This is a genomic window from Streptomyces sp. SID5643 (genome assembly GCF_009872555.1).
In the GTDB taxonomy this organism is placed as follows: Bacteria; Actinomycetota; Actinomycetes; order Streptomycetales; family Streptomycetaceae; genus Streptomyces; species Streptomyces iakyrus.
This window is the reverse complement of the sequence record NZ_WWIC01000325.1, coordinates 35302-41301: the sequence shown is the minus strand read 5'-3', so window position 1 is coordinate 41301 and position 6000 is coordinate 35302. Positions and strand designations below refer to the sequence as shown.

General features: G+C 68.6%; 6 protein-coding genes. 3 read left to right on the top strand and 3 right to left on the bottom strand.

All coding sequences use genetic code 11. The features are described 5' to 3' along the window. Positions 1–701: CE1758 family FMN-dependent luciferase-like monooxygenase (locus tag GTY56_RS34655; protein ID WP_161369245.1), on the bottom strand; the 701-nt coding region annotated here is incomplete at its 3' end. A gap of 324 nt (positions 702–1025) precedes the next feature. Then, a complete protein-coding gene (locus tag GTY56_RS34650) occupies positions 1026–1604 on the bottom strand; it encodes a Dps family protein (protein WP_161369244.1) in 579 nt (192 codons plus the stop codon). A gap of 238 nt (positions 1605–1842) precedes the next feature. Here GTY56_RS34650 and GTY56_RS34645 point away from each other — a divergent pair, with 238 nt between their 5' ends. Both GTY56_RS34645 and GTY56_RS34640 read left to right on the top strand, forming a co-directional pair. Beyond that, positions 1843–1995 (top strand): hypothetical protein, encoded by a 153-nt coding sequence (locus GTY56_RS34645; protein WP_161369243.1) that lies wholly within the window; start codon positions 1843–1845, stop codon positions 1993–1995. A 50-nt stretch (positions 1996–2045) separates the two neighbouring features. Continuing rightward, positions 2046–3173, top strand: a complete 1128-nt coding sequence (locus GTY56_RS34640; RefSeq protein WP_161369242.1) for a low temperature requirement protein A — start codon at positions 2046–2048, stop codon at positions 3171–3173. Positions 3174–3234: 61 nt separating this feature from the next. On the opposite strand, the gene GTY56_RS34635 is transcribed toward GTY56_RS34640, so the two are convergent. Continuing rightward, the gene (locus GTY56_RS34635) at positions 3235–3639 is read right to left on the bottom strand and encodes a RidA family protein (RefSeq protein WP_161369241.1); all 405 of its coding nucleotides are present in this window, start codon (positions 3637–3639) and stop codon (positions 3235–3237) included. A gap of 400 nt (positions 3640–4039) precedes the next feature. Between GTY56_RS34635 and GTY56_RS34630 the strand changes: the two genes are divergently transcribed. Continuing rightward, entirely contained in the window at positions 4040–5917 is a 1878-nt protein-coding gene (locus tag GTY56_RS34630; RefSeq protein WP_202511131.1) for an amidohydrolase, read from the top strand. The last annotated feature ends 83 nt before the right edge of the window (positions 5918–6000 follow it).

Below are 6000 nucleotides of genomic sequence, written 5' to 3'. Positions count from 1 at the left end.
CCGACGATCGCCTGCTCGGGGGTGCCGTGCCCGTGGTGGGCGTACCGCGTCCGGTACAGCTCGACCATGCGCTTGGTGTGGTCGGCGGGCCAGAAGATGTTGTTGTGGAAGAAGCCGTCGCCGTAGTACGCGGCCTGCTCGGCGATCTCCGGGGAGCGGATCGAGCCGTGCCACACGAAGGGCGCGACGCCGTCCAGCGGGCGGGGGGTGGAGGTGAAGCCCTGGAGCGGGGTGCGGAACTTCCCTTCCCAGTCGACGACGTCCTCGCGCCACAGGCGGTGCAGCAGGGCGTAGTTCTCGATCGCGAGGTTGATGCCCTGCCGGATGTCCTTGCCGAACCAGGGGTAGACCGGGCCGGTGTTGCCGCGTCCCATCATGAGGTCCACCCGGCCGTCGGCCAGGTGCTGGAGCATCGCGAAGTCCTCGGCGATCTTCACCGGGTCGTTGGTGGTGATCAGGGTCGTGGCCGTGGAGAGGATCAGCCGCTCGGTGCGCGCCGCGACGTAGCCGAGCATCGTGGTCGGGGAGGAGGGCACGAAGGGCGGGTTGTGGTGCTCGCCGGTCGCGAACACGTCCAGACCGACCTCCTCGGCCTTCAGCGCGATGGCGACCATGGCCTTGATCCGCTCCCGCTCGGTCGGCGTCCGGCCGGTCGTGGGGTCGGGCGTGACGTCACCGACGCTGAAAATACCGAACTGCACTGGTCCTCCAGTCTTGCGGGTGATGGGGTACTTTCCGAAGGTATGAGCCCCCAGGGCGAGCGAGATGCCTCTACGTGCACAGAAAGTGGCCTCGCAGTGCTCTCGCTCGGGCTTCGGCCTCCGGTCCGCGGGGTCGGCAACGAGGGGCCGCCTGCGACCGCGGCCGACGTGCCGCTCGCTCCGCCCGCGCGGTGGCCCTCTCGCGCAAGGCCGGCGGTCTCCCGGGCCGGTCCGGCGGCGCGGAGCGTCGCGCGGGCGGACGGTTGCGCGTCATAGGGGATGCGCTGGAGCCCCCTCCAGTAATCCGAAACCGCAGCAGGCTGGTCAGGTACGGACCAGGGGTGTGTCGACCAGGTGCTCGGCCAGGAACCACGCCTGTCGCTCACCGGTCCTGATCACCTGGGAGACCAGCAGATCGTTGGTGCCGTCGTCGCCGCTCCCGGCCGCCCGGGCTGCGGCGTCATGGGCGTCCACGAGGATCGTCTCGTGTGCCTCCAGCAAACGGGAGAGCATGGCGGGCACTTCCTCCACCCCGTTCGGCGGCCTCGGGATCGACGTGATCTCAGCGACGTGTCGGGCATCTCCCACCGCGACACCGCCCAGCGACTGGACCCGCTCGGCGAGGGCGTCGATGATCTCCAGCTGCTCCCCCGCGTGCTGGTCCAGAACCAGGTGCAACTGGTAGAAGGTGGCACCCCGCATCAACCAGTGGTGCTTCTTGTAGAGGCCGAAGAGGATCTGCGTGTCGGCGAGGACCTTGTTCAGACGCTGGCAGGAATACATCCGCGTCTCGTAGGAGAGGGCGACCGGGAACTGCTTGACGGTTCCGAACTCCTGGATCACCTCCCCCTTCTGATGCAGCCAAGGCTGACTTCCGTGATGGGCGGACGAGTCGACGGTCATGCGCGTCTCCCGGGTGTGTGGTGCTGCGTGTACCTCGGGGACGTTAGGTTCCCGGTCCGGTACCGCCTTGACCAGCAGTGCACGCGGTGGTGACTGACGGCGCACTGTGCCCTGCCCCGGCGCCGGCCTTTCACTTTCGGGCAAGTACGCGTGCGTTGACGGACTCGACCCGCCTTCCGGCCGCTCTAGCGTCGGCCGAAGAGCCCGTGCCCTGTGTGCCGGCAGAACGAGGAGAGGCATGAGTGCGAACGAACAGGCCGACGTAGTGGTCGTCGGGCTGGGACCGGGCGGCGCGTACGTCGCAGTACCGGTCGACCGGCTGCGGCGCGTGTTCCCCACCTGCCCCACGTTGCAGCGGACGGTCGGGGCGGCTCCGGGAGCCCTCCGTTGAACCGCCGTCTCACCTCGCTGACGCCACGGGACACCAGGCGATGGCGCACCATGACCGGCCGCGATTCCGGTGAGTCGCACCGGACCTCCACCCCTCTGGAGCTCTTCTTCGACCTGTGCTTCGTCGTCGCGGTGGCGCAGGCGTCCGGGAGTCTGCACGCGGCACTGGAGACCGGCGATCCCGTCACCGGCGTGCTGCGCTTCGCGCTGGTGTTCTTCACCATCTGGTGGGCGTGGATGAACTTCACCTGGTTCGCTTCCGCCTACGACCCGGACGACGTTCCGTACCGGCTCTCGGTGCTCCTACAGATCACGGGATCACTCGTGCTCGCGGCAGGCGTGGACCGCGCCTTCGAGGCCGGTGACCTGACCGTCATCACCGTCGGGTACGTCGTACTGCGCACGGCTCTGGCCGCACTCTGGCTGCGCGCCGCGCTGGCCGACCCCGTTCGACGCAGGACCGCGCTGCGTTTCGCCTCCGGTGTGGCCGTGTGCCAACTCGGCTGGGTGGGACTGCTTCTCGTCCCGGCGGGCTGGATGCTTCCGGGCATCGTGGTGATGATCCTGGCTGAGTTGTCCGTACCCGTGTGGGCCCAGTCCGCCGGGATGACCCCCTGGCATCCGGGCCACATCGCGGAGCGCTACGGGCTGTTCACCCTCATCGTGCTGGGCGAATCCGTGGCGGCGGCCACCGTCGCCGTCCGTGGCGCCTTCGACCGGCACCACGGCACCGGTCCGCTCTGGGCGCTGGCGGCGGGCGGCCTGCTCATGGCCTTCGCCATGTGGTGGCTGTACTTCGCCCGCCCCGCGCACACCCTGCTCGCAACAACCCACCAGGACCACCGCAGGAGATTCCCCTGGGCCTACGGCCACTACCTCGTGTTCGCCTCGGCGACTGCGGAGGGCGCCGGCCTTGCCTCCTACGCCGACCACGTCACACGCCACACCACGGCCACGCCGGCCGCCGCGGGTGCCGCGATCACCGTCCCGGCGGCCGTGTTCCTGCTGACGGTCTGGGCGGTGCAACTGCTGCCGCACCAGAAGAGCCCGGCCGAACGCCTTGTGTTCCCTGTGGCAGCGGCCGGGGTCCTGGCGGCTTCCTGGACCACCGCACCCGCGCTGGTCTCCGGGCTGCTCCTGACGGCCGCGGCCGTGGTGGCCGGGGCGCGGCGCCGCTGATCCGCACCTCTCCCCGCAGGAGGGAAGTGCCTCACGGAAGGAAGGGGGCCGGCCTTCTCACCTACACCTTCACATCGAGACGCACGAGCGCGCCGATCTCGACGAGTTGGTCCGGCAGTGCCAAGTCGGCGACACCCATGACCGTGCTGGTGGGCCGGTGCTCCCCGAAGTACTCGGCGTGAAGGCGTGCCGTCGCGTCGAAGTTCTCGCGCAGGTTTCTCACCAGAACCGTGGTCTCCACTATCTGGCTGCGCTCGGCCCCGAACTGCTCCAGCACCAGGTCCAGATTCTCCAGCGTGGTGCGGACCTGCACCTCGAAGTCGTCCGCCCCCACGAAGTTGCCGTGACGGTCGTGAGACAGCTGCCCCGACACATGAACCGTGTCACCGACCTGGGTGGCCTGGCTGTACCCGTACAACGATTCCCACGGCATGCCGAACCCGAATGCCTTCACCTGGGGGCTCATGAATCACTCCCTTGAAACAGTTTGTGGGCCGTCAGTTGCAGACAGGCCCCTTGAGCGCAGAGATTACGGGTTCGTGCGGATGGTGTTTGTCTGAAAGCGCCATCGATATGTTCTCCGCGTGCGCGAAATCGGCTGCGCAGTGGGCCCCTTGGGTGCCGGTACGGCGAGTGGAATCACCGTGTCGGCGAAGAAGGCTCAGTGCACTCTGGGAACGCATCCCGTGCACTGCCGGAAAAGCCGGCTTCTTGGGTGCGGCATAAGTTTGCGGCGCAGAAGCAAGCGCCCGAATGCATGCGCAGGCAGATCGGTTTCCGTCCGCTGATGGTGGCGTGCGTCGAAGTCGGTGCGGACGGCATCGGCGTTTTCCGTTCCGTAGAAGGAGGTCGAAAAGGTGTCCACGATGCCGGTCGGTGGGCTTACGCGCCGCGCCACCGACAACGCCGCGGACCTCGTCGTCCGCAACGCCAGAATCCACACCGGAGATCCGATCCGTCCGCAGGCCGAGGCGATCGCCATTCGCGACGGCGTCATCACCGTGGTCGGTGACGACAACGACGTCGCCCCGCACGTCGGCCCGGAGACGCAGGTGGTGGACGCGCTCGGCCGCCGGATGATTCCGGGTCTGAACGACGCGCACCTGCATGTCATCCGTGGCGGTCTCCATTACGTACTCGAACTGCGCTGGGACGGCGTCCGCACGCTTCGCCAGGGACTGGCGATGCTGCGGGAGCAGGCGGCACGCACGCCCAAGGGCCAGTGGGTACGGGTCGTGGGCGGATGGTCCGCCGAGCAGTTCGCCGAACGGCGGCTGCCGACCGTCGCCGAGCTGAACGCCGCCGCGCCCGACACTCCGGTCTTCGTCCTGCACCTCTACCAGGCCGCGGTGCTCAACCGGGCAGCCGTCAAGGCCGCCGGACTCACCCGGGACACCCCCGACCCCAAAGGCGGCCAGATCGTACGGGGGCGGGACGGCGAGCCCACGGGCATGCTGCTGGCGGCGCCCAGTGCGCTCGTCCTGTACTCGACTCTCGCCAAGGCCCCGATGCTGGAGGGGGAGGACAGGAAGACCTCCACTCGGCACTTCCTGCGGGAGCTGAACAGGTTCGGCCTGACATCGGCGATCGACGCGGCCGGAGGGTTCCAGAACTTCCCGGACAACTACAGCACGGTCGTCGAACTGGCGAAGGCGGGCCAACTCTCCTTGCGTATCGCCTATCACCTGTTCCCGCAGACCGCCGGCCAGGAGATCGACGACCTCAAGCGCTGGATCGAAGTGGCCCGGCCCGAGGACGGAGACGAATGGCTCCGTCTCAACGGAGCGGGCGAGAACTTGACGTGGGCGGCGGCGGACTTCGAGAACTTCGCCGAGCCCCGGCCGGAACTGAGCGACTACGAGTCGGAGTTCGAGAAGGCCGTACGTCTCCTGATGGAGAACGGTTGGGGTTTCCGGCTGCACGCCACCTATGACGAGACCATTCGCCGGGACCTCGCGGTTTTTGAGAAGATAGCGGCGGACGGGCTCTTTCCGGGCGGCAACCGATGGCTGTTCGACCATGCGGAAACCGTCTCCGCGGACAGCCTGGACCGCATCGCGGCCCTCGGCGGCGCCATGTCCGTGCAGAACCGCCTTTCCTTCCAGGGCGAGGCGTTCCTCAGTCGCTACGGCCCTGGAGCCGCTGCGGACGCCCCGCCGCTGCGGTCCATGCTGGAGCGGGGACTGACCGTCGGTGCCGGCACCGACGCCACCCGGGTCTCCACCTACAACCCGTGGATCGCCCTGCACTGGCTGGTCACCGGCCGTACCGCGGGCGACTTGGTCCTGCGTCCACCGCACAACCGGGTCGACCGCCGGACCGCGCTGGCGATGTTCACCGAGGCCGGCGCCGCACTGACCGGGGAGGAAGGGGTCAAGGGCGTCCTGCGCAGCGGTTTCCTCGCCGATCTGGCAGTCCTTTCCGAGGACTACTTCAACGTCCCCGAACAGGACATCGCACACATCGAGTCCCTGCTGACGGTCGTCGGGGGCCGGATCGTCCACGCGGCCGCCGAGTACGAGGGCCTTGAGGAGGAACTGCCGCCGGTCAGCCCCGCATGGAGCCCGGTGGCTCACTTCGGCGGCTACCAGGCCACGCCCGCCACCGGATGGTCCGGCGCCCGCCAGGCGGAACTGCTGGGCCAGGCCGTCACCGAGTCCGAGCAGCACCGCCAGTGGCGGGCCCGGCGCACTGCCGACCCCCGGCCGTCGAGCACGTTCTTCGACCCCTGCTTCTCCCTCTGATCTCCCGGGAGTTGCCGGTCATGAGCCGTCCCTCCCGGATGTTCCACCGCATCGCGGCACACCGCGCACGGCGCGGCCGACCC